Genomic DNA, 22,361 nt, shown 5'->3' on the forward strand with positions numbered 1-22,361 from the left:
CGAGCAGGAGGAGCCAGATGATGGAGGCAGTCGTCCAGCTTGAGCCCTTCATGCTGCTGCACTCCCTTCAATCCAACGGGAACAACCGCGCTTCCTTCGCCAGCACCTCATTGCGCGCCAGCAGTCCCGTGAACCGCTTCGTCCCGTTCCGCGCATCGAACCGTGCCGCGATGTCGCGCGCCTGCGACTCCAGCCAGTCCTTCAGCGCCCGCGTCCCGTAGCCTCCGTCCACCGCGTGCAGCGGGAACGCGCGCGGCAATCTCAGGCTCACTTCGTCGCGGCCGTCCGCCACCACCTGTCCCACCAGGAACGACGCCGCCGTGTAGAAGCTGAACCGGTCCCGGTAGCTGGAGTGCTCCAGCGCCCAGCCCAGGTGCTTCTCCAGCAGCGTGAGCCCTCGTGACAGGTTGCCCGTCAGCGCCAGGAACTCCAGGTGCTCTCCCACCGTGGCGAGGAACTCGCGGTTCTTCGCCACCATCGCGTAGCCGCGCATGTGGCAGTCCCGCGCTTCCTTCATCCGCTCCAGCTTGAAGAACGGATACAGCAACGTGCCCAGCGTCAGGTGCGGAATCTCCGCGCAGGACTGGCGCCCGTCCAGGATGGGCTTCGCCTTCTGGATGGCCTGCTCCCACTCGCCCTTGTCCACGTGGTGGTCCAACTCGTCGTCCAATTCGCAGACGCGGCAGTCCGTCAGGTGGTCCCTGGGCGCGACGAGCCACGCCTCCCACAGGCGCTCCGCGTCCTCCGTGTCCCCCATGTCCCGAGCCATCTGGTAGCGCAGCTTCAGCGCCGCCCGCTTGCCCGCGTCCAGCTTCGCGAAGCTCTGGTCCACGTCATCCAGCGCGTCGGAGATCTGCTTGCGGCTGATGTGCGGGAACTCGTCCAGCCGGCCCACCACCCACTTCTGCTTCCAGAGCATGTCCTCCGGGTCGAACCGCTGCGGGTCCTTCTTCTGCTGCCCCCGGCACCACGCGAACGCCACCAGCGCCTTGTCCGGATAGCCCCCGAACGTCGCCGCGTCGATGAGCGCGTCCCGCAGCTCGTACCCCAGCGGCACGTCGCCGTGCGCGTCCGTCAGCCGCACCGCCTCCTCCAGCGCGCGCACCTTCGCGTCGCCTTCCGGCAGCTCTTCCGCCTGCCCGCGCAGGGCCTCCACCTGCTGGCGCCAGTCCGCCATCAGTGCATCCCCCGCGAGCCCGGGCCCGACGACCCACCCCCACCGCCGCCACTGTCATCCAGCCGCGCCGAGATGAGCCCCAGCAGCCCGTGGTTCAAGAGCGCCATCTCCTGCGCGTTCAGCGGGTGCTGACCCAACAGCAGCGCCTGCACGTAGAGCATCTCCACCGACAGCTTCAGCAGCTCCCGCCCCTCCACCGCCGCCAGCCGGCGCACCACCGGGTTGTGCAGGTTGAGGCAGAGCAACGCGCGCTCCTGTCCGCCCGTGCCCGCCATCACCCCGTCCAGCACGCCCGCGTACAGGTCGTCCGACTCCTCCCGCGCCCGCTCCGCGTCCCGCTTGAACGCGCCTTCCGCGTCCGAGCTGTAGAGCGTGGGCACCTCGGCCGGGAAGAACTTCTTCACCTCCACGCCGCAGCGGAACGGCGCCAGCACCCGCTCCGCCAGGCGCAGCAGCGGGTAGACGGCCTCGCGTTCGTCCAGCGTCAGCTCCTCGAAGCTCTGCGGCAGGTCCGCCGACGAGAACGGCGCCACCTGCGCCTCCGGCACCACGTGCGGCAGCTTCTCCAGCAGCGCCGTGTCGTGCGTGTACGCCGCATTCAAGACGCACAGCCCCTGCGCCGCCGCCACCCGTGCCACCTGCCGGAACCCGTCCAGCGTCGGCGTGTAGCGCACCACCGGCCACGACTTCCGGTAGTCCGCCAGCGTCATCACCCCGAGCGATGTTTCAAAAGGCAGCCAGTGGATGACCAGCCGGTAGAAGTCGTCGTCGTCCAGCGCCAGCCCCTTCACCGACAACCCGTGCAGCGCAATCAACCGCTGCAACGCCCGGGGCTCCTCGTGCGCCAGGTCCATCAGATACTTGCGCAGGGACTGCCCCAGGGCCTCGCGCGCCTTCGCCAGCACCGAGTCCTCGTAGAAGGACTCGCGGCTCGCGGTGGGCCTCAGGCCGTTCGCGTTCACCACGCACTTCACGAAGAACGCCCACTCCGGCAGCAGGTTCTCCGCGCTCTCCGACAGCAGCATCTGCTTCAGGTACACGCGGTGCTTCTGCTTCGCGTTGAAGTGCGGCGACGCCGGCAACACATACGCCACGCCGTCCACGTCCCCTGCCTCCGAGCGCAGCGGAATCACATCCAGGAAGTCCGTGCCGAACACCTCGCGCCCGTACGCGAGCAGCGCCTGCCGCCGGTCTCCTGGCGTCTCGTAGAAGCGGCGCCAGGGCGGGCCGTCCGGGTTGAGCGTCTCCGTCTGCCCATCCACCGTGAGCCGCACGGGGAAGGGCAGCAGGCCGCCATAGTGCTTCGCCAGCTGACGCACCCGCTCCGGCGTGAACCACTCCGCCATGTCCGGGCGGGCCACCAGGTAGACGTGCGTGCCGGGGGCGTCCAGCGGGTGCTCGGAGACGCGCACGTCGTACGTGCCGTCGTGCCGTCCCCGCCACTCCAGTGTCCGCCCGTCCCCCTTCGCCGAGCGCGTCACCACCAGCAGCTCGTCGCACACCATGAAGCACGACAAGAGGCCGATGCCGAACTGCCCGATGAAGTCGTTGCGGCGGGCTTCCAGTTGCTCGCGCTTGGAGGACTCGCCGATGGTGGCCAGGAAGCGGTGGATCTCCTCCTCCGTCAGCCCCACGCCTTCATCGGTGAAGAGCAGGGTGGGGGGCCCGCCGTCCTGCTTCTCCCTCAGCTCCAGCCCCACGGCTCCTGTCGCCTGGGGCTCCAACTGCTGGCGGGCGCGGGTGGCGTCCGTGGCGTTCTGGAGCAGCTCCCGCACGTAGACCCCGGGCGAGCTGTACAGGTGGTGGGACAGGAGGTCGATGACCCCACGGAGGCTGACTTGGAATCGATGGTCCACGCGGCCGTCGAGCGTAGCGCGCTGCATCCTCCCCGGGGCCACAATCCCCCGCCGTGGGTGGATGAAGGCATGTGTCCTTCCCAAGGCAACCGGACGCGCCAGCCCCCTTCCGCCTCCCTGGCGGGGTGGTATGTCGCGCCCCTGCCGTGTGGCGCCCCCGGGCGGCACGGCGACATGTCGTCTCTTTCCTTCCTCCTGGAGCGGACAACGATGGGCAACAAGCTGAAGGCAGTGGTGGTGGGCGCGGTGCTGGGCGTCGCGGGCGCGGCCTTCGCGCAGGGCACGCCGACGACGCCGGCGGGCAAGGCCGACGCGAAGGCGCCGGCCAAGGCGGCGGCGGGCAAGGCCGCGGCCACGGCGGGCAAGACGGAGGTGACGTGGTGGGGCCACGCCGCCTTCGTGGTGAAGACGCCGGGCGGCGCGACCATCGCCATCGACCCGTGGTTCACCAACCCCAAGGCGCCGCAGGGCGCCACCTGGCCGGAGGCGGTGGACGCCATCCTCGTGTCCCACGGCCACTTCGACCATGTGGGTGAGACGAAGGCCCTGGCCCAGAAGACGAGCGCCAAGGTGTACGGCTCCTTCGAGCTGGTGAACCTCCTGGGCCTGCCGGAGGCGCAGAGCGTGGGCGCCAACGCGGGCGGGACGTTCACGGTGAAGGACGCCACCATCCACCTGGTGGAGGCGGTCCACTCCAGCAGCTACCAGGCGGACCCCAAGGCCCCGTCGCAGTACGCGGGCGCGCCCCTGGGCTTCGTCATCGAAATCGCCAACGGCCCCACGCTGTACCACGCGGGCGACACCGGGGCCTTCCAGTCCATGGCCCTCATCGCGGAGCAGTTCAAGCCCACCGTGGCCTTGCTGCCCATCGGCGGCCACTTCGTCATGGACCCGCCGCAGGCCGCCGTCGCCGCGAAGCTGCTGAAGGTGAAGACCGTGGTGCCCATGCACTACGGCACCTTCCCCGCCCTGGCCGGCACCCCGGACGCGCTCACCACCGAGCTGAAGAAGACCCGGGCCGCCACGAAGGTGCTCGCCCTGGAGCCGGGCAAGGCCACCGCGCTGTAGGCCTTCCGGGTTCTCTTCGCGCGCCCGTCCGCCCTGGGTGGACGGGCGCGCTGTTTTTTCCACCAGGCATCAGCATCCGTTGACGGACGACGCCGTGGGCCTGGGGTCGAGTGGCATCCCGGATGCGGCTGGGTTATTCCCCGCCTCAGCGCGCCCGAGGGGGAAGCTCCGGCCGCGCGCTTTCGAGGGGTGTACCGGTGTCGGTGCTGGTTTTTGGAAGGGGGACCTGGCTGGCCACGCTCTTGACGGACGTGGTCGCCGCGCATGCGCGCTCCCCCGCGCCCGTCCCGCCCCCTCCGCTTCCGGACGGCGCCTCCGGCCGGGCCCGGGGCCGCGCCTTCCTGCGCCGCACGCTGCGCGCCTCGGGGCTCGTCTACGGCACGCCCGTGCCGCTGCCCTCGCCGGTGGATGGCGGTGAGCCCTTCGACGTCCCGGCGCGCGCCGTGGAGGACGAGCTGTTCCACGCCGTGGTGCGCACGCTGGCGCGCATGGCGCTGGACCTGGCGCGGGTGATGGACGCGCCGGAGGGCCCTCGGGTGGAGCAGCTGCTGGTGCTCTTCGCGGTGCTGGCGGGCGAGCTGGACCTGGCCATGGCGCTGGACGCACGGCTCGCGGCGGGGCTGCCGGTGCCCCGGCGGATGGTGGGCCGGGTGGAGGACGCGCTCGACAAGCGGGCGCCGTCGCTGGCCGGGGACCCGGTGTACGGGCTGGTGCTGCACAACGGCGCGCAGTACGCGGACGCGCAGCTGTTCTGCCGGCAGGCCATTGATTTGTTCGCCAGCGGGCGGCTGTCTCGCGCGGTGGCGGAGCGGCGGCGGGACTTCGCGGCGCGGCAGAAGGCGCTGCTGGTGGACGTGCTCACGGCGCTCGCGTGCGTGGACCGCGAACCCAGCGCGCCCGCGCGCCGCGCCATCCTCCGGCAGGTGGAGGGACTGCGGCTGCCGCACGCGCTGGAGGGCGAGGTGAAGGCCGCGGTGCGCCAGTCCTTCGAGCGCAAGCGCGACGTGCGGGACGTGGTGCGCCGCGTGCGCAGCGTGGACATGCGGCACCTGCTGCTGGAGCAGGCGCTGCTGGCGGCGCTGGTGGACGGCCGGCGGACGCGGCGGGAGCGGGCCTTCATCGACAAACTGGCGGGCGCGCTGCACGTGCCCCACGCGGAGCTGCGCCGTCTGGAGTTGGAGATGGCGGAGTTCTACGCGCGGCACCGCTCGCTGGTGGATGTCTTCACCGTGTCGGACGCGGCGGGCGCCATGGGCGAGGAGCTCATGGGCGGCATGCAGGAGACGCTGGAGAAGAACTACCACCGGCTCATGCAGGAGGCGCGCGAGACGGGCGACCTGGCGGTGCTGCTCACCAAGGCGGCGCGGCGCCAGACGCTCACCGCCGACGAGCGTCAGCGCATGCGCGCGCAGCTCATCGACGTGGCGAAGGCCATCCCCGCGCTGGCCATCTTCGCCGCGCCGGGAGGCATCCTGCTGTTGGCTGCGCTGGCGAAGGTGCTGCCCTTCAGCCTGCTGCCCAGCGCCTTCCAGGACGGGCCCGCGGTGGACTCCGACGACGAGGACACCCTGGAGCGCGAGGCCGTCTGAAGTCCCGCGTGAAGCGCAGGTGCTGGGACAGGGGCGTGCCGTAGCGCGACGCGCGCCCACGGCGGGCTCCTCGTCCAGCTTCGTGCCCGCGTCCCACGGGTGAGCCGCGGGCGGACAGCGTCAGGCGGCCGAGCGCTGCGCGGGCAGGAGCGGGGTGAGGAACGCAGTCAGCGCCGCGAGGTCGCCGGGCCAGGCCGCGTGTCCCACGTAGCCATCCGGGCGGACCAGGATGAGTGCATCCCTTCCCGGGACCACGTCGTAGGCGCGGTGGGCGTGGCCGTCCACGTCGAGCAGGGCCTCGGGGATGGGGGCCGCGCTCTTTCCGAGGATGCGGACGACGCGCACGGAGTCACCAGCCCACGCGACGGCATCCGCGTGCGTGGTCCCAAAGACGAGCAGCGTCCAGTGGGGGCCGCGAAACCTGTCCGACAGTCGGACAGGTTTTCCGTGGGCATCCAGGCAGGGGGCATCCGGAGCGCGGTCTCCGGCCTGCACCCGCGCCGTGTCGCCTGAGACCTCCGGTGCCAGCGGACCGCCGCGATAGCTCAAGCCCAGCTGCAGCAGCTCTTCGCCGCGGTTCAGGGCCTTCATGCGCCCCTGCCGCATGCCGTCGAACAGCTTCGAGGACAGCCCGAGCACCCGCGCCGCGACGGGCAACCGCTCCGCCTCGTAGGTGTCGAGCAGGGCCGGGTCCGCGCCCTGGAGCACGTGGCCCAGCTTCCAGCCCAGGTTGTAGGCGTCCTGCACGCCGGTGTTGAGCCCCTGGCCTCCGGTGGGCGGGTGCACGTGCGCGGCATCGCCCGCGATGAACACGCGGCCCACGCGGTAGCGGTCCGCCATGCGCACGTTGGGGCGGTACACGGACAGCCAGCTCGCGTCATGCAGGCGCACGGCCTGACCCGGGCGAGCGGTCTCCTGGATGCGCTGGTTGAGCGCGGCCTCGGTGAGCTCCGGCACAAGGCCACCGGGCTTCACCTGGAGGGCGAGCTGGAAGCGGCCTACGCCGGGCAGCGGGCACAGCGCCACCGTGCCTCCCTTCGCGAAGGGCCACACGTGCCAGTGCGTGTGCTCCAGGCCGTCCACGCGCACGTCACCCACGACCATGCGCTCCTCCTCATGGGTGACGCCGTGGAAGGTCAGGCCCAGGTCCTTGCGCACGCGGCTGTGTCCGCCGTCCGCGCCCACCAGGTACTCCGCGCGGACGGTCTCCTCCGCGCCGTCGCGTGTGAGCGTGGCGGTGATGCCGGTGCCGTCCTGGGTGAATCCAGTGAGCGCGGTGCCGAACTCCACCGAGACCCCCAGCGACGCCAGCCGGTCGCGCAGGATGCCCTCGGTGCGGGCCTGGGGCACGAGCCAGGGATTGGGGTGGGGCACGTCCGGGGTGGCGGCACGGCGGGGCATCATGGTCCAGCGCCCCACGACGAAGCGCCGCCAATGGAGGCGGAGATGGGGATAGGCATTGCCCGCGGCGAGCACGGCGTCGAGCACGCCCAGGTCGTCCAGCACCTCCAGCGTGCGAGGCGAAAGCCCCTTGCCGCGAGACCCGACGAAGGGACGCGGCGCCGCGTCCACGATGCGCACGCGAATGCCACGGCGAGCGAGGTCACACGCGAGCGTCAGGCCCGTGGGCCCTGCGCCGATGACGAGCACTGGCAGGATGTCATGGGACATGGAAGGTCTCCTGTCGCGGGTCAGCGGCGACGGAGACAAGAATGTAAGGGACTGCTTATGTTGTCAGCTTGCGTTCCCGCCCCAGGAGCCCGGCATGCCGCGCGCGAAGCTTTCCCCTCGGAAGACACCCACTCAGGAGCGCTCGCGAGCGACGGTGGACGCATTGGTGCAGGCGACTGCTGACATTCTGGTGCGCGACGGCTACGCGAAGCTGACGACGAACCGCATCGCGGAGCGGGCAGGCGTCAACGTGGCATCGCTGTACCAGTTCTTCCCCGGCAAGGAGGCCCTGGTGGCGGAGGTGTTACGCCGTCACGTGAAGGAGCAGCGCGCCGCCGCGAGGGAGGTGCTGGCGACGCGGAGCTTCAACACGCTGGAGGACCTCATCCGGACGCTGGTGGTGCTGGGCTTCGCGGCGCACGCGGTGAATCCGAAGCTGCACCACGCGCTGACGGAGGAGCTGCCAGCGCGTCCGGCAAGGAAGTGGGACCCGGACGACGCGCCCATGCTGGAAGCCCTGAGCAGGTTCAAGACGGACGTGCCGGACCCGGAGCTGGCCCTGTGGCTCATCGACACGGTGGCCCACGCGGTCATCCACCGCGCGGTGGTGGAGCGCCCCGAGTCCCTGTCCCAGGGACTGCTCCAGGAGGAGCTGGTGACGCTCCTCCTGCGCTACCTGAAGCGGAAGTAGGGGCCCGGGCTTCAGCGCCCCGACGCCTGCGCGTCCACGGCGGCCAGCTCATCCTTGCCGAGCTTCACCTCCGCGCCGGCCAGGTTCTCCTCCAGGTGCTTCACGGAGGACGTGCCCGGGATGGGCAGCATCACCGGCGAGCGCGCCAGCAGCCAGGAGAGGGCAATCTGCGCGGGCGTCGCGTTGTGCTTCTTCGCCACGGAGTCGAGCGTGCTCCCCGGCTTCGCCAGACCGCCCGTCGCCAGCGGGAACCACGGGATGAAACCCAGGTTCTCCTTCTCGCAGTAGTCCAGCACCTTCTCGTGCACGCGGTCGGTCAGGTTGTACCGGTTCTGCACCGACACGACGTCCACCACCTTGCGCGCCCGCTCAATCTCCTCCACCGACACCTCCGACAGGCCGATGTGGCGGATCTTCCCTTCCTTCTGCAGCGCCTTCAGCTCGCCCAGCGACTCCTCCACCGGGACCTTCGGGTCGATGCGGTGCAGCTGGTACAGGTCGATGCGCTCCAGCTTCAGCCGGCGCAGTGACAGCTCCAGCTGCTGGCGCAGGTACTTGGGCGCGCCCACCGGGTGCCACTCGTTGGGCCCCGTGCGCACCAGCCCCGCCTTCGTCGCCACGACCACGCCCTTGGCGTAGGGGTGCAGGGCCTCCGCGATGATCTCCTCGCTGAAGTAGGGGCCGTAGGAGTCCGCCGTGTCGATGAAGTCCACGCCCAGCTCCAGCGCGCGGCGCAACACGCGCACCGCCTCCGCTCGGTCCTTGGGCGGACCCCAGATGCCAGGGCCGGTGAGCTGCATGGCGCCGTAGCCCAGCCGGTGGACGGGCAAATCTCCGCCCAGCTTGAAGGTGCCGCTCTTCTCCGCGGGTCGCGTCGAGGTTCCGCTCATGAGTGCTTCCTCCGTGCAGATGAACGCCCAGATAGATGCATGTGCAGCAAGTGCGTTTCAGGCCGTCCGGTACCGCCCGGCCAGGGCGTGGGTCGCCCCACGCAGCAGCCCGGCCTCCGCCTTCTCCAGGGCCACGAGGGCCTCAGCGGCCTCCAGTCCTGGGACGCAGACCGTCTCACCGCGCTCCAGTGCGACGAGCGACGCGGTGACCACGTCCTCCGGCGACATGGTGCCGGGATAGCCGCCGTTGAACTCCGTGAAGGTCATGCCCGGGCAGACGACCTGCGCCACCACGGGTGTGCCGCGCAGCTCGCCCGCGAGCGTGCGGGTGAAGTGGACGAGGAACGCCTTCGCGCCCGCGTAGGTGGCCCGGTGGGGCAGGGGGCCCGGCGGCATCGCGCCGGAGAAGGCGAGCAGGGAGGCGACGTTGATGACCGCGCCCTTGCCCCGCGCCAGCATGCCGGGCAGCGCCGCGCGCGTGGCCAGCATCGGCGCCATCATGTGCAGGTTCGCCAGGCCCTCCAGCGCCGCGGGCTCCACCTGCGCGAAGGGGCCATAGCCGCCCACGCCCGCGTTGTTGATGAGCAGGGTGAGGTCCTCGCCCGCCGCGCGCGCGGCCACCCGCTGGAGGTCCGCGTGCACCGTGAGGTCCGCCCGCAGCACCTCCGCGCGGATGCCATGCGCCGCCGTCAGCTCCGCCGCCAGCGCCTTCAGACGGTCCTCCCGCCGAGCGACGAGGACCAGGTCATACCCAAGCGCCGCCAGCCTCCGGGCATACACCGCGCCAATTCCCGCCGACGTGCCCGTCACCAACGCTGTCCCTCGACTGCCTGCCATGCCTGCTCCCTGAAGGGGGTGGAGAGGGGGCGTCCGACTCCGACGCAATGAATGCTGGAGATGGGGACTGCCGCCGCGAAGCGCATGCCGCTTGGGCCGCACCCTCGGCCGCTGGGGTAACGAAGGGCGGTCAGCCGTGCAAGCGGGATGCAGGCCCAGAGGGCGTCAAAATGACGGAGGCGGTCCAGCGCGCAACGGTCGATCACCGTGGGTGCACGTTTCCGCCCGAAGCAGGGGCGAAGTCCCCGCCGCGACGCACCGAAAAACCTGTCTGACAGTCGGACAGGTTTTGGAGCGCCGTGGCCAAGGGGGCTCCGCACCGCCCGGGGACGCGCGAACTTGTCCGACAGTCGGACAGGTTTTGGAGCTTCGTGGCCAGGGGGCCGGCGCTCCGCCGGGCCTCGTGACCCTGTCCGACAGCTGGACAAGTTTTGGAGCGCTTTGCCCAGAGGGCCTCTGCTCCGCCCGGGGCCGCGCGAACCTGTCCGACAGTCGGACAGGTTTTGGGGAACCCCGGCCGGTGGCGCGCCTTCAGCCCAGTGCCTTGACCGTCGGCTCTGGCGTGTCGCGGAACTGCTGGTGGTACAGCTCCGCGTAGAGCCCGCCCTTCGCAAGCAGCTCCTCGTGGTTGCCGCGCTCCACCACGGTGCCGTGCTCCAACACCAGGATGAGGTCCGCGTGGCGGATGGTGTTGAGCCGGTGCGCGATGACGATGCTCGTGCGGCCGGACAACAGCTGCCCCAGCGCCAGCTGGATGAGCGCCTCCGTGCGCGTGTCGATGTTCGCCGTCGCCTCATCCAGGATGAGCACCCGCGGATTGGCGATGACCGCGCGAGCGAACGCGAGCAGCTGCCGCTGGCCCTGACTGAGCGTCGCGCCGCCCTCGCCCAGCACGGTGTCGTAGCCCTGCGGCAGCCGGGTGATGAAGTCGTGCGCGTGCACCGCCTTCGCCGCCGCTTCCACGTCCTCGCGGGTGGCGTCCTGCTTCCCGTAGGCGATGTTGTCCGCCACCTTGCCGCTGAAGAGGAACGGCTCCTGCAACACCATGGCCATCTGCCGGCGCAGGCTGCCTCGCTTCACCTGGCGCACGTCGTGCCCGTCCACGCACACCGTGCCTCCCGTCACGTCGTAGAATCGCGGCACCAGGCTGGCCACCGTCGTCTTGCCCGCGCCCGTGCGCCCCACCAGCGCCAGCGTCTGGCCGGGCTCCAGGTGGAAGGACACGTCGCGCAGCACCGGCCTCGCCGCGTCGTACCCGAAGGACACGCCCTCGAACACCACCTGCCCCTTCAGCGGCCCCAGCTCCACCGCGCCCGCCACGTCTGGCGGCTCCGTCGTCTCATCGAGGATGGAGAAGATGCGCTCCGCCCCCGCCAGCGCGGACTGCATCAGCGCGGCCACGGAGGCGGCCAGCTGCACCGGCCGGAAGAACTGCTGCACGTAGATGAGGAACGCCGCCACGCCGCCCACCGTGAGCTGCCCGCTCAGCGCCAGCGCGCCGCCGTAGCCAATCACGAGCGCCGTGGACAGCGTGGAGAGCAGGTCGATGGCCGGCGAGAACGCGGACGTGATGCCCACCGCCGCGACGTTCGCGTCGCGGTTGGCCGCGTTGCGGTCGCGGAAGCGCTCGATGTTCTTCTCCGTGCGGTTGAACGCCTGCGCCTGCCGCACGCCCCCAATCTCCTCCTGGAGGTTCGCCGTCACGTCGCCCACCGTCTGCCGCGTCTTGCGGTAGGCATTGCGCGCCCGCGACGCGAAGAACCACGTGGTGAGCACGATGGCGGGGATGAGGGAGAAGCACGCCAGCGCCAGGCGCCAGTTGAGCGCGAACATCGCGACGAGCACGCCCACCAGCCCCAGCAGCGACCCCAACAGCTGCGTCAGTCCCTGCGCGAAGAGCTGGTTGAGCGTGTCCACATCGCTGAGCAGCCGGCTCATCAGGTCGCCCAGCGGACGGCGGTCGAACCACGACAGCGGCAGCTGCTGGAGCCGCTCGAAGAGGCGCTGGCGCAGGTCCGACAGGACGTGCTGCCCCGTGTGGCCCACCCGCCGCGTCTGCGCCTGCTGTGTCAGCACGCCCACGACGAAGACGACGAACAGCACCCCCAGCGTCCGCAACAGCCCCCAGCCGTCTCCCGAGCCGATGTCGCGGTCGATGGCCCGGCTCATCAGGTACGGCCCCAGCGCCTGGCACGCCGCGCCCACCAGGATGAAGACCAGCGCCACGGTGAGCGTGCCCGCGTGCGGACGCAGCTCGCCCAGGAGCCGGCGCAGCACCTTCCCGCGGTGCTGTGCCCGGCCCGCCTCCAGCTCCGCCATCGCCTCGATGCTTCCGGGCCGCCTCATGCCACCTCCTCCTGGCGCGGCGGCAGCAGCTGCGACCCGAGGATGTCGTTGTACAGCTCGCTGGTGGCCTTCAGCTCTTCATGGCGCCCCTTCGCGGCGATGCGCCCCTCGTCCAGGACCAGGATGAGGTCCGCGTCCCGCACGGTGCTGATGCGCTGGGCGATGACGATGGCCGTCCTGCGCTTGTCCCGCATCAGCGCGTCCAGCGCGCCCTGGATGGCGGTCTCCGTGCGCGCGTCCACCGCGGACGTGCTGTCGTCCAGGATGAGCAGGCGCGGGTCCGTGAGCAGCGCCCGCGCGATGGCCAACCGCTGCCGCTGCCCGCCGGAGAGCCCCACGCCGCGCTCGCCCACCACCGTGTCGTAGCCCTGGGGCAGCTCGCGGATGAACTCCGCCGCCTGGGCCGCCTCCGCCGCGGCCTCCACCTGGGCCTGCGTCGCCTCCGGGCGCCCGTAGGCGATGTTCTCCCGCACCGTGCCGGAGAACAGCAGCGCGTCCTGGAGCACCACGCCCAGCTGCGAGCGCAGGCTCGCGAGCGTCACGTCCCGCACGTCGTGCCCGTCCAGCAACACCGCGCCCCCGGTGACGTCGTAGAAGCGGGGCAGCAGGTTGATGAGCGTGCTCTTGCCGGAGCCGGTGGTGCCCAGCACCGCCACCAGCTGCCCGGGCTCCAGCGTCACGCTCACGCCGCGCAGGATTTCGCGGTCGCTGCCCGCGTAGCGGAAGCGCACGTCGCGCAGCTCGATGCGGCCCTGCAACGGAGGCAGCGGCACCGCGCCCGGACGGTCCGCCACCTCCACCGCCGTGTCGAGCAGCTCGAAGACGCGCTGCGCGGACGCGCTCGCTCGCGACATGCTGGCCGCGAAGAAGCCCAGCGTCATCAGGGGCATCAGCAGGAAGGCCAGGTAGCTGTTGAAGGCCACCAGCTCTCCCAGCGTCAGCTTCTGATGGAAGATGCGCCAGCCGCCCACGCCCACCACCATCAACGTGCCCAGGTTGGCGAAGAACGTGACGTAGGGGAAGTTGGCCGCCAGCGAGTCCACCACCCGCAGGTTCTTCTCCTTCAGCTCCGCGTTGGTCTTCCCATAGCGCGCGAGCTCCCGCGCCTCGCCGGAGAAGGCGCGCACCACGCGCAGCCCGCGCAGGTCCTCCTGCAGCGTGGTGTTGAGCGAGCCCAGCAGCGCCTGCAGCTGGCCGAACAGCGGCCGCATCCGCCGCATGAACCGGCGCAGCACCCACAGGATGGGCGGAACGGTGCTCAGCGCCGCCAGCGCCAGCACCGGATCCAGGTACAACAGCAGCCCCGCGCAGCCCACCAGCATCGCCGCCGCCGCGGCGAACTGCACCACGCCGCTGCCCACGAAGGTGCGCACCGCCTCCACGTCGCTCGTCAGCCGCGTGAGCAGTTGCCCCGTCTGCGCCTGGTCGTAGTAGCTGAAGGACAGCCGCTGGATGCGCGCGAAGAGCGCGTCGCGCAGGTCGAAGGCCACGCCCTGTGACGCGCGCTCCGCCAGGTAGCCCTGCAGGAAGTTGAACAGGCCTCGTCCCAGCGCGATGGCGACCAGGCCTCCCACCGCCAGCCACACGGGCTGGATCTCCCCGCGCGCCAGCCCGTGGTCGATGGCGATGCGGATCATCTGCGGCGCGCCCAGGTTCGCCACGGAGACGAGCAGCAGCGACAGCAGCGCCCCCAGCGCCTCCAGGCGGTAGCGGCGCAGATAGCCCAGCGCCCGCAGGATGGGTGGACGGCCGGATGCGGGTGGCGCGGACGTGCTCACGTGAGACCTGGACCCCTTCCTCCCCGCCCGGGAAGGCGCGCGCATGATGGGCGTCCCCACGCGCCGCTTCAAGCACCACGCATGGCACGAAACGACGGTTGCGCGCCGCGCCACGGCCCGTTACGTGGGCGGCCTTTCCTCCGCTTCGTCACGAGGTGAACGTCATGGAATACCGGCAGCTGGGTGGTTCTGGTTTCAAGGTCCCCGTCCTCAGCCTGGGCACGGGCACGTTCGGTGGCGCTGGTGACTTCTTCAAGGGCTTCGGCTCCAGCGACGTGAAGGAGGCCACGCGGCTCGTGGACATCGCGCTGGACGCGGGCGTGACCATGTTCGACTCCGCGGACGGCTACTCCGCGGGGCTCGCGGAGGAGATCCTGGGCAAGGCGCTGGAGGGCCGGCGCGACAAGGCCATCATCTCCACCAAGGCCACCTTCCGCGCGGGCACGGGGCCCAACGACGTGGGCTCCTCGCGCTTCCACCTCACGCGCGCCGTGGAGGCCGCGCTGCGCCGGCTGAAGACGGACTACATCGACCTGTTCCAGCTCCACGCCTTCGACGCGGTGACGCCCGTGGAGGAGGTCCTCAACACGCTGGACGGCTTCGTGCGCGCGGGGAAGATCCGCTACATCGGCTGCTCCAACTTCTCCGGCTGGCACCTGATGAAGTCGCTGGCCGTGTCGGAGCGCTACAACCTGGCGCGCTACGTGGCCCACCAGGCCTACTACTCGCTCGTGGGCCGGGACTACGAGTGGGAGCTGATGCCGCTCGCGCAGGACCAGAAGGTGGGCGCGGTGGTGTGGAGCCCGCTGGGCTGGGGCCGGCTCACCGGCAAGCTGCGCCGGGGCGCGCCGAAGCCGGAGACAAGCCGCCTCAACAACCCCGTCACCGCGGCCGGCGGCCCGCAGGTGCCGGAGGAGTACCTCTTCAAGGTCGTGGACGCGCTCGACGCCGTGGCCCAGGAGACGGGCAAGACGGTGCCGCAGGTGGCGCTCAACTGGCTGCTCCAGCGGCCCACCGTGTCCAACGTCATCATCGGCGCGCGCACGGAGGAGCAGCTGCGCCAGAACCTGGGCGCCATCGGCTGGAACCTCACGCCCGCGCAGGTGGCCACGCTGGACGCCGCCAGCACCACGCCCTGGCCGTACCCGTACTTCCACCAGCGCCAGTTCCACGAGCGCAACCCGTTCCCCGTGACGTGAGCGGGGCGTGAAGCAGGAGGCGGCCAGGGCCTGGGGCCGGCCGCCTCCGTCCCGGGGGCAGATTCGCTGCCTCCCGGGGCGATGCACCTCACGCTCATGTCCCTCAAAGAATACAAGCCCGGCAGCCCCTTCCCCGGCGTCATCGGCCGCACCTGGGAGCAGTCGTCTCCCGCGTGGCCGGCGCCCCTGCGCTCGAAGCCCGGCGCGCCCAACGTCCTGTTCATCATCCTGGATGACACGGGCTTCGGGCACCTGGGTTGCTATGGCTCGCCCATCCGCACGCCGAACCTGGACCGGCTGGCGAAGGGTGGGTTGCTCTACAACAACATGCACACCACCGCGCTGTGCTCGCCCACGCGCGCGTGCATCCTCACCGGCCGCAACCACCACTCCAACGGGATGGGCACCATCACCGAAACGTCGCTGGGCTACCCCGGCTACAACGGCACCATCCCCTTCGAGAACGGCTTCCTCTCCGAGATGCTGATAGAGGCCGGCTACAACACGTATGCCATTGGCAAGTGGCACGTGACCCCCGCGGAGCAGACGAGCGCCGCCGGGCCGTACTCGCGCTGGCCGCTGGGCCGCGGCTTCGAGCGCTTCTATGGCTTCCTGGGCGGGGACACGCACCAGTACTACCCGGACCTCATCCACGACAACCACGCCATCCGCCCGCCCGGCACGCCAGAAGAGGGCTACCACCTCACGCCGGACCTGGTGGACCGGGCCATCGACTGCATCGCGGACACCAAGCAGGTCGCGCCCGACAAGCCCTTCTTCCTCTACTTCGCCCCGGGCGCCATGCACGCCCCCCACCACGTCCCGCGCGAGTGGGCGGACGCCTACGCGGGCCGGTTCGACGACGGCTGGGACGCCTACCGCCAGAAGGTGTTCCAGAAGCAGCTGGAGCTGGGCGTGCTCCCCCGGGGCACGCAGCTGTCCCGGCACGACCCGGACGTGCAGGAGTGGGACTCGCTGCCCCCGGAAGAGAAGCGGCTCTACGCGCGGATGATGGAGGTGTTCGCGGGCTTCCTGGAGCACACGGACCACCACATCGGCCGGCTGTTGAAGTTCCTGGAGGACACGGGCCAGCTGGACAACACGCTCATCATGGTGCTGTCCGACAACGGGGCCAGCGCGGAGGGTGGACCGCACGGCTCCGTGAACGAGCTGAAGTTCTTCAACAACGTGCCGGAGTCGCTGGCGCAGAACCTGGCGGCCATGGAGGAGCTGGGCGGCCCGAAGCACTTCAACCACTACCCGTGGGGCTGGGCCTGGGCGGGGGACACGCCGTTCCGCCGCTGGAAGCGTGAGACGTACCGCGGCGGCACCACCGACCCGTTCCTCGTCCACTGGCCGCGGGGCATCCAGGCCCGGGGCGAGGTGCGCACGCAGTACGCGCACGCCATCGACATGGTGCCCACCGTGCTGGACTGCCTGGGCCTGGAGCCGCTCGCGGAAGTCCGCGGCGTCACCCAGTCACCCCTGGAGGGCGTCAGCTTCAAGCACACGTTCAACGACGGGAACGCGCCGAGCCGCCACCGCACGCAGTACTTCGAGATGTTCAGCTCGCGAGCCATCTACCACGACGGCTGGCGCGCGGTGTGCCCGTTCCCCGGCCCGTCGTTCGCGGAGGCCGGAGAGGCGTTCGGCCAGTCGCTGCTCGACGAAAGCCGGCTGCGCGAGCTGGATGCGCACGGCTGGGAGCTGTACCACGTGGCGGAGGACTGCTCCGAGACGAAGAATGTCGCGGAGGAGAACCGGGGCAAGCTCATCGAGATGATCGCCCTCTGGTACGCCGAGGCCGGGCGCTACCAGGTGTTCCCGCTCGCGTCGCCCACGCTCTCCGTGTTCGCCCTGGAGCGCCCGCAGCTCACGAAGGACCGCACGCGCTACGTGTACCGCCCGCACACGTCACCCGCGCCGGAGAACGCCGCGGTGCACGTGCTCAACCGGCCCCACACCATCACCGCCGACGCGGAGGTGACGCGTGACACGCAAGGCGTGCTGCTCAGCCATGGCGGCCTCACCGGCGGCTACACGTTCTTCATCCAGGACCGGAAGCTGCACTACGCCTACAACTACGTCGGCGAGCGGGAGTTCCACATCGAGTCGGCGGTGGAGGTGCCGGAGGGGCGCTCGGAGCTGCGGTTCGAGTTCGAGCCCACCAGCAAGGCGGAACCGGCCGTGGGGAGGGGCACCCCCGGACGCGGCCGGCTCTACATCAACGGGGACCTGGTGGCGCAGAGCACCATCGACGCGACCATGCCGATGGCCATCAGCCTGGGGGAGGGGCTCACCTGCGGCCGGGACGCGCAGTCGTCCGTGAGCAAGCGCTACGCCGCGCCCTTCGAGTTCACCGGCACCCTCCACCAGGTGACGGTGGACGTCGTCGGGGAGCACGTCCGGGACACGAAGGCGGAACAGAAGGCCGCCATGGCGAAGCAGTGAAAAACAAAAGGCCCGGACGGGAGCGGAAGGGCTCCCATCCGGGCCTGGAGACTTCAGGGGATTACTTCGTCACGCCGACGGCGGTCCAGGCCTCGGCGACCTTCTTCGCCTCGGTGGAGTCCTTGCCGTACAGGTCCGTGGCGGCCTTGATGGTGGCGGCGCGGGCCTCGGAGAAGTTCGTCTGCGGCGTCATGTACGTGGTGAGCGCGCGGCCGAAGATCTTGAGGCTCTTGTCCATGCCGATGCCGTCCTTCACCTCGATGCCGGACGTCTTGTTCTTGCCGCCCTCGGTGACCAGGTAGAAGGCGTTGTTGGCGATGCCGCTGGAGCCGTGCACCTCCGTCATCTTCGGGTAGTTCTTGTAGTTGTCGATGGAGTAGCCGTCCGCCGTCGGGTCGTTCATGTAGCGGAGGGCGTCCGTGTTGTCGCCGTTCTTGGGCGTCCACGCGTCCTCGCCCACGGCGTAGTCGAACTTCACCGCGCTGTTCTTCTGGCTGGCGTACCACTCCACGCCGGTGCCGATGATGTCGCTGAAGGACTCGTTGAGGCCACCGGACTCGCCCTCGTACTCCAGGCCGGCGGTGCGCTCGGTGAGGCCGTGCGCGATTTCGTGGCCGGCGATGTCCAGCGTGGTGAGCGGGCCGGAGTCCACGCCGTCGCCGTCGCCGTACTGCATCTTCTCGCCGTCCCAGAACGCGTTCACCAGGTTGTTGTCGGTGTGCACGTAGCTGACGAGCTTCTCACCCTTGCCGTCGATGGAGTCACGGCCCAGGACGTCCTTCATGAAGTCGTACGTCATGGCCGCGCCGTAGTGCGCGTCCACGCCCGCCTGGGCGCGCGTCGGGTCGCCCTTCTCGCCCCAGACGTCGTTCTTGTCGGTGATGGCCGTGGTGCCGGACGCCTCCGGGCGGTTCTTCGCGTCGTACGTCACGATGCCCTTGCCGCGCGTCTTGTCCTCCAGCGAGTACGTGCCGTCCTTGTTCTTCGTCGTCTGGAGGTCGACCTTGCCGCTGTACATCGTCTGGTCGTCCGCCGCGCGGGCCGCGCCGCTGCCCGTCGTCGGGGCCGGCGTCGCCGGGGTGGAGGGCGCCTGCGTGGACGCGCCCGGCTTCGGGGTGGAGGCCTTGGCGCCCTCGCGGTTCCAGTGGCTGATGGTGTTGTACTGCTTGATGGACGCGCCGGTGTTCGCGTCGATGAAGTAGTTCATCGAGCGCGGCTCCTTGCCGTTGGCCGCGGACGTGTCGGTGAGCGTCACGTGGTAGGCGGCGCGGTACTGGCCGTCCTTGCCCTTGACGATGACCTTCTCCGACGTGGGGGCCTTGGACGTCTCGCCGTTGAAGTCCTTCTGCGCCACGGCCAGCGCGTCCTTCGCGGTCAGCTTCGTGGGCGCCTTGCCGATGCCCGCCGGGATGTCGGACACGTTGCCCGTCAGGCTGTCGAACTGGCCCTTCGCGTCCAGGTGGCCGATGACCTGCTCACCGGAGACCTTCACGCCCTCGTGCATGCGGTCCATGCGCACGTGCGTCATGCCCAGCTGGTCGCGCTCCACGGTGCGCGGCGAAAACGACGCGCCGCCCGTGACGCCGGACAGCTGCGGGTTCTTCTGGTTCACGTACGTCACCGTCTGCTGGATGGCCTGCTGAGCCTGGGGGCTGGAGAGGTCCACCGGGCCCGGCGTCAGCTTCTGACCCACGCCGTTCAGCGCCACCGTGGCCTTCGCCTTGGCGGGCGCGCCCGCGCTGAAGCTGGACTGCGAGCTCATGCCCACCGGGCCCTGCGGCTTCACGGTGTTCACCGGCTTCGTGTCGGTGCGGTTCTGGGTGGCGACAACGGGCTTCGACAGGTCGGTGCGCAGGGCCATGGGGGAGTGCTTTCGGGGGACAGTGAAGCGGACAAATTGATTCTCGTGTCAGCCGCCCCATTGTTGCGTGTGGGTGGCTGCTTACACGGTCGTGAGCGGGTCCAAGCTCATGAATTCACAGGTGAAGTCTTCGTCCTACATCCGTTCCCGAATCACATTCCGACCGGTAGGTAGGCAGGTGCGCGGGTTGTATTTCCGTTCATTTTCACCCTGCCTGTGCACGCCCGTCCACCCACACCCCGTGTCTGGATACCCGGACAAGGATCCGGTGCTGCGCCGGCCGTATCCGCCGGGCCAGCACGGAGCGACTGCTGGAGAGCCGGCTGGACGCGCTGTGGTGCTGCGCGCGGGGCTGGCCACGAGCATCCGGCTCAAGCCTTCGTGCGGCTGCCCGAGCGTGAGGAGATCCCCGTGGACGTGAACGAGCCGTTCATCGTCGAGTACTCCGCGCAGCGCAGCTGACCGCCTGGCCGCCTTCCGCCCGTCCGCCGTGCATGCGGGCGGGCAGGGGAGGAATCCGGCGCTCGCGCACCCCATCTTCTTCCTCCAGGGACGTTCAACCGGGGAAGGAGCGGGGATGCGCGGGGACGGAGGCGAGACGGTGGCGGAAGGCTGGGTGGCGCCCCGGGGGCGTGCGGCCCGAGGACACCTGCCCCGTCACGTCGCGGGCCTCTTCCGCTTCCAGCCGGGACGTCCCGCGGTGGCGTCGGGGTTGCGCACGGGGCTGGCGCTGGGAGTGCCGCTGCTGGTCTCCGTGATTCTTCAAATGCCGGCGGCGTCGTGGGCGGGCATGGCCGGGCTCTTCGTCGCGCTGGTGGACAAGGGCGGGCCGTACCGCACGCGCGCTCGGGCCATGGGGGCGATGACGGTGCTGGGCGCGGGGGTGGGGCTCGTCATCGCGCTGCCGAGTCCCTTCTGGGTGGACGTGGCGCTGACGCTCTTCTGGGTGACGGCGTGCGGCTTCGCGCGCAGCTTCGGGGACACGCCGGGCATCGTCGGCATGTTGCTGGCGAACCTGTTCGTGGTGTCGCTGGCCCTGCCGCAGCGGGGGCCGGAGGCCGTGCTGTTGCAGGCGGCGTACTTCGTCGCGGGCGGCCTGTGGTCCATGTTCCTGGCGCTGGTGCTGTGGCCGCTCAGGCCGTACCGCCCCGCGCGGCTGGCCATCGCGGCCTGTTACGAGGAGCTGGCGGACGCCGCGGACGCGGTCGCGGGCTGGCCCATGGAGGGGCCCTCGCGGGTGGGGACGTGGGAAGCGGTGCAGCGGGCCGCGCGCATGCGGCGGTCGCTGGAGACGGCGCGCGCGACGCTGGGGGCCACGCGCCAGGGGCGGCAGGAGGAGAGCGGCCGGGGGGAGCACCTGCTGGTGCTGCTGGAGGACGCGGACGCGCTGTCGCTCCTGCTCACGGCGATGTCGGAGGCGCTGGACGAGGCGCCGCGCCAGGGGGCGTGCCGCATGGCCCGCATCGAAGCGCAGCACGCGCTGGGCGCGTTGGCGGTGGACCTGCGGGGTGTGGTGGGTTCGTTGGTGCGGGGCACGGTGCCGGCGCCGTCATCGTGGGACGCGGAGCGGGTGACGCGGGTGCTCCAGGCGGACGGGGGACTGCCGGAGCCGGCGCGCTCGCAGTACTCGCACGTGGCGGGGCTCTTGGGACGGCTGCGGGAGTACAGCGCGGTGGCGCTGGACGTGGCGTCCCGGCTGGAGAGCAGCGAGCCGCTGCCGGAGCGGGACACGAAGCCGCTGGGCCTGGAGCCGGGGCGCAGGCGTTCGTGGTGGAAGATGCTGCGCGAGCACCTGACGCCGGAGTCGGTGGTCTTCCGGCACGCGCTGCGGCTGGGGCTCACCGCGACGGTGGCGACGGCGCTGGCGGAGGGGATGGGGCTCAATCACTGGTACTGGGTGACCATCACGGTGATTGTGGTGTTGCAGCCGTACTCGGGGGTCACCACGGAGAAGGGGCTTCAGCGTGTGGCGGGCACGTTCGTGGGCAGCGTGCTGGCCATGGGGCTGGTGCACGTGCTGCCCGCGCAGTGGCTGATGCTCGCGGCCATCGTGCTGCTGGTCTGCGTGTCGGTGAGCGTGAGGCCGCTGAACTTCACGGTGTACCAGGTGCTGCTGGCACCGGCGCTGGTGCTGCTCGCGGAGATTCAGACGGGGGATTGGGGGCTCGCGGGGGTGCGCATCCTCAACACGCTGATGGGGGGCGCGCTGGCGCTGGTGGGCATCCGGCTGCTCTGGCCGAGTCCCGAGCACGCGCGCTTCGCCGAGCAGGTGGCCTGTGTGCTGAAGGCGGACCAGCACTACCTGCGAGAGGTGGCGCGCACGCCGGTGCCCACGGAGGCGTCGCTGCGAGAGGCCCGGCGCAAGGTGGGCGTGGCGCTGCTGTCCGCGGAGGCGTCGTTCCAGCGTTTGCTGAGTGAGTGGAAGGGACCGGCGAAGGAGCTGGAGCCGGGGATGGCGTTGATTACGTACGCGCGGCGCTTCACCGCGGCCGTGACGGCGCTGGCGGCGAGCCGCACGTGGCATCAGGACTCGGACCTGGGACCGGTGGTGCGCTACGCGTCGGACGCGCTGGAGGAGCTGTCCGCTGCGCTGGTGGCGCGCCGCGTGCCGTCAGCGCTCAAGCGCGAGGCGCCGGGCCTGGAGGGCACGGACGCGCTGGCGCGCACGCAGCTGTCCAGGTTGGTGCGTCAGCTGGGCGTGCTCCACCATGCGGTAGAGCGAATGCCACCCGCGCTGCGCGCCTCGGAGGACGGCGCCACGCCTGTTCCCGCATGACACGTGGCATGCGCGGTGGCTGCCAGCTGCGTGCTTCGCCACGCGGTGGAGCATCTGCTGCCGCGCTGCGCGCCTCGGAGGACGGCGCTACTCCCGTCCCCGCGTGACACGTGGCATACGCGGAGGCTGCCCGCGCGGGGGCACATGCGCGTGCCCTCCGCGCACTTCCTG

General features: G+C 70.6%; 14 protein-coding genes and 1 pseudogene. 7 read left to right on the forward strand and 8 right to left on the reverse strand.

The window, feature by feature from the left end; translation table 11 throughout:
- Positions 1–67 precede the first annotated feature (67 nt).
- Both D7V80_RS13410 and D7V80_RS13415 read right to left on the reverse strand, forming a co-directional pair.
- A complete protein-coding gene (locus D7V80_RS13410) occupies positions 68–1,180 on the reverse strand; it encodes a hypothetical protein (protein ID WP_085960249.1) in 1,113 nt (370 codons plus the stop codon).
- On the reverse strand, positions 1,177–3,033 hold the full coding sequence (locus D7V80_RS13415) for an HSP90 family protein (RefSeq protein WP_120588552.1): 1,857 nt from the start codon (positions 3,031–3,033) through the stop codon (positions 1,177–1,179). Before D7V80_RS13415 ends, D7V80_RS13410 begins: the two co-directional genes overlap by 4 nt.
- A 210-nt stretch (positions 3,034–3,243) precedes the next feature.
- Here D7V80_RS13415 and D7V80_RS13420 point away from each other — a divergent pair, with 210 nt between their 5' ends.
- Positions 3,244–4,101: a metal-dependent hydrolase gene (locus D7V80_RS13420; protein ID WP_120588531.1), complete on the forward strand. Its 858-nt coding sequence runs from the start codon at positions 3,244–3,246 to the stop codon at positions 4,099–4,101.
- A 197-nt stretch (positions 4,102–4,298) separates the two neighbouring features.
- Complete coding sequence (locus D7V80_RS13425) at positions 4,299–5,690, forward strand: TerB family tellurite resistance protein (protein WP_233585313.1); 1,392 nt, start codon at positions 4,299–4,301, stop codon at positions 5,688–5,690.
- A 120-nt stretch (positions 5,691–5,810) separates the two neighbouring features.
- On the opposite strand, the gene D7V80_RS13430 is transcribed toward D7V80_RS13425, so the two are convergent.
- Entirely contained in the window at positions 5,811–7,361 is a 1,551-nt protein-coding gene (locus D7V80_RS13430) for an FAD-dependent oxidoreductase (RefSeq protein ID WP_120588532.1), read from the reverse strand.
- Between the two features lie 94 nt (positions 7,362–7,455).
- Here D7V80_RS13430 and D7V80_RS13435 point away from each other — a divergent pair, with 94 nt between their 5' ends.
- Positions 7,456–8,052, forward strand: a complete 597-nt coding sequence (locus tag D7V80_RS13435) for a TetR/AcrR family transcriptional regulator (protein ID WP_158616625.1) — start codon at positions 7,456–7,458, stop codon at positions 8,050–8,052.
- Positions 8,053–8,063: 11 nt separating this feature from the next.
- Here the strand turns inward: D7V80_RS13435 and D7V80_RS13440 are convergent, their stop codons facing one another.
- From D7V80_RS13440 to D7V80_RS13455, 4 genes are all read right to left on the reverse strand, one after another.
- The gene (locus D7V80_RS13440) at positions 8,064–8,942 is read right to left on the reverse strand and encodes an aldo/keto reductase (protein ID WP_120588533.1); all 879 of its coding nucleotides are present in this window, start codon (positions 8,940–8,942) and stop codon (positions 8,064–8,066) included.
- A gap of 57 nt (positions 8,943–8,999) precedes the next feature.
- Positions 9,000–9,779: an SDR family oxidoreductase gene (locus D7V80_RS13445; protein WP_120588534.1), complete on the reverse strand. Its 780-nt coding sequence runs from the start codon at positions 9,777–9,779 to the stop codon at positions 9,000–9,002.
- A 531-nt stretch (positions 9,780–10,310) separates the two neighbouring features.
- Entirely contained in the window at positions 10,311–12,125 is a 1,815-nt protein-coding gene (locus tag D7V80_RS13450) for an ABC transporter ATP-binding protein (protein ID WP_120588535.1), read from the reverse strand.
- Positions 12,122–13,903, reverse strand: a complete 1,782-nt coding sequence (locus tag D7V80_RS13455) for an ABC transporter ATP-binding protein (protein WP_120588536.1) — start codon at positions 13,901–13,903, stop codon at positions 12,122–12,124. The genes D7V80_RS13450 and D7V80_RS13455 overlap by 4 nt, the downstream gene beginning before the upstream one ends.
- Before the next feature lie 164 nt (positions 13,904–14,067).
- Between D7V80_RS13455 and D7V80_RS13460 the strand changes: the two genes are divergently transcribed.
- Positions 14,068–15,102 (forward strand): aldo/keto reductase, encoded by a 1,035-nt coding sequence (locus tag D7V80_RS13460; protein ID WP_120588537.1) that lies wholly within the window; start codon positions 14,068–14,070, stop codon positions 15,100–15,102.
- 96 nt (positions 15,103–15,198) lie between these two features.
- Positions 15,199–17,553, forward strand: a complete 2,355-nt coding sequence (locus D7V80_RS13465) for an arylsulfatase (RefSeq protein ID WP_120588555.1) — start codon at positions 15,199–15,201, stop codon at positions 17,551–17,553.
- 61 nt (positions 17,554–17,614) lie between these two features.
- Here the strand turns inward: D7V80_RS13465 and D7V80_RS13470 are convergent, their stop codons facing one another.
- Complete coding sequence (locus D7V80_RS13470) at positions 17,615–19,414, reverse strand: M4 family metallopeptidase (RefSeq protein ID WP_120588538.1); 1,800 nt, start codon at positions 19,412–19,414, stop codon at positions 17,615–17,617.
- Between the two features lie 214 nt (positions 19,415–19,628).
- On the opposite strand from D7V80_RS13470, the pseudogene D7V80_RS13475 reads away from it, so the two are divergent.
- A pseudogene (locus D7V80_RS13475) lies at positions 19,629–19,876 on the forward strand (hypothetical protein).
- A gap of 115 nt (positions 19,877–19,991) precedes the next feature.
- Complete coding sequence (locus D7V80_RS13480; RefSeq protein WP_120588539.1) at positions 19,992–22,190, forward strand: FUSC family protein; 2,199 nt, start codon at positions 19,992–19,994, stop codon at positions 22,188–22,190.
- Positions 22,191–22,361 lie beyond the last annotated feature (171 nt).

The organism is Corallococcus sp. CA054B (genome assembly GCF_003611625.1).
GTDB lineage: Bacteria > Myxococcota > Myxococcia > Myxococcales > Myxococcaceae > Corallococcus > Corallococcus coralloides.

Bases quoted from the DNA above. Each gene is read 5' to 3' on its own strand.
- D7V80_RS13420 (WP_120588531.1), top strand. From the start codon at position 3,244: ATGGGCAACAAGCTGAAGGCAGTGGTGGTGGGCGCGGTGCTGGGCGTC.
- D7V80_RS13430 (WP_120588532.1), bottom strand. From the start codon at position 7,361: ATGTCCCATGACATCCTGCCAGTGCTCGTCATCGGCGCAGGGCCCACG.
- D7V80_RS13435 (WP_158616625.1), top strand. From the start codon at position 7,456: ATGCCGCGCGCGAAGCTTTCCCCTCGGAAGACACCCACTCAGGAGCGC.
- D7V80_RS13440 (WP_120588533.1), bottom strand. From the start codon at position 8,942: ATGAGCGGAACCTCGACGCGACCCGCGGAGAAGAGCGGCACCTTCAAG.
- D7V80_RS13445 (WP_120588534.1), bottom strand. From the start codon at position 9,779: ATGGCAGGCAGTCGAGGGACAGCGTTGGTGACGGGCACGTCGGCGGGA.
- D7V80_RS13450 (WP_120588535.1), bottom strand. From the start codon at position 12,125: ATGAGGCGGCCCGGAAGCATCGAGGCGATGGCGGAGCTGGAGGCGGGC.
- D7V80_RS13460 (WP_120588537.1), top strand. From the start codon at position 14,068: ATGGAATACCGGCAGCTGGGTGGTTCTGGTTTCAAGGTCCCCGTCCTC.
- D7V80_RS13465 (WP_120588555.1), top strand. From the start codon at position 15,199: ATGTCCCTCAAAGAATACAAGCCCGGCAGCCCCTTCCCCGGCGTCATC.
- D7V80_RS13470 (WP_120588538.1), bottom strand. From the start codon at position 19,414: ATGGCCCTGCGCACCGACCTGTCGAAGCCCGTTGTCGCCACCCAGAAC.
- D7V80_RS13480 (WP_120588539.1), top strand. From the start codon at position 19,992: ATGCGCGGGGACGGAGGCGAGACGGTGGCGGAAGGCTGGGTGGCGCCC.